Source organism: Nonomuraea lactucae (genome assembly GCF_003313395.1).
In the GTDB taxonomy this organism is placed as follows: domain Bacteria; phylum Actinomycetota; class Actinomycetes; order Streptosporangiales; family Streptosporangiaceae; genus Nonomuraea; species Nonomuraea lactucae.
The window spans coordinates 1-621 of sequence record NZ_QNFZ01000339.1 but is presented as its reverse complement, the minus strand read 5'-3'; the positions used below and the strand labels follow the sequence as shown (position 1 = coordinate 621).

Annotated in this window: 1 protein-coding gene; it reads left to right on the top strand. The window is 73.8% G+C overall.

The genetic code is table 11. The features are described from left to right. Nucleotides 1-28 precede the first annotated feature (28 nt). Nucleotides 29-621 (top strand): helix-turn-helix transcriptional regulator (locus tag DQW85_RS21820; protein ID WP_162795197.1); only part of this gene is annotated, 593 nt, incomplete at its 3' end.

The window sequence follows — 621 nt, the reverse complement described above, 5'->3', positions numbered from 1 at the left end:
GCGCGCCCGCCGGCCGTAGGGTCGGCCCATGGAGTCGTCCTTCGGTTCCCTGGTGCGCTACTGGCGCCGGGTGCGTGCGATGAGCCAGCTCGATCTCGCCTCGGCCGCGAGGACGACCCCGCGGCACATGAGCTTCCTGGAGACCGGCCGCTCGAACCCGAGCAGGAAGATGGTGCTCAGGCTGGCGGGCGCGCTGGACGTCCCGCTGCGCGACCGCAACGGGATGCTCCTGGCGGCCGGGTTCGCTCCGCTGTTCGCGCACAGCGGGCTCGACGACCCGGCGCTGCGACGGGTCGCGGCCGCCATCGGCCAGATGCTCGACCGGCACGACCCGCTGCCCGCCGTGGTGCTGGATCGTGGTTGGAACCTGGTGCGCGCCAACCGGGGTGCGGCGCGCCTGTTCGGGACGCTCTTCGCGCCCGCACCGATCCCTGAGGTCGCCAACGTGCTGCGGCTGATCATCGAACCCGGCCCGGTCCGCGACGCCGTCGCCAACTGGGACGAGGTCGTGCCCGCCCTGCTCGAACGCGCGCGGCGTGAGGCGGTGGGCGGGGTGCTCGACCTGGTCACCGCCGAGCTGGTGCGGGAGCTCCGGTCGCGCACGGAGGTCGAGGCGCTCAT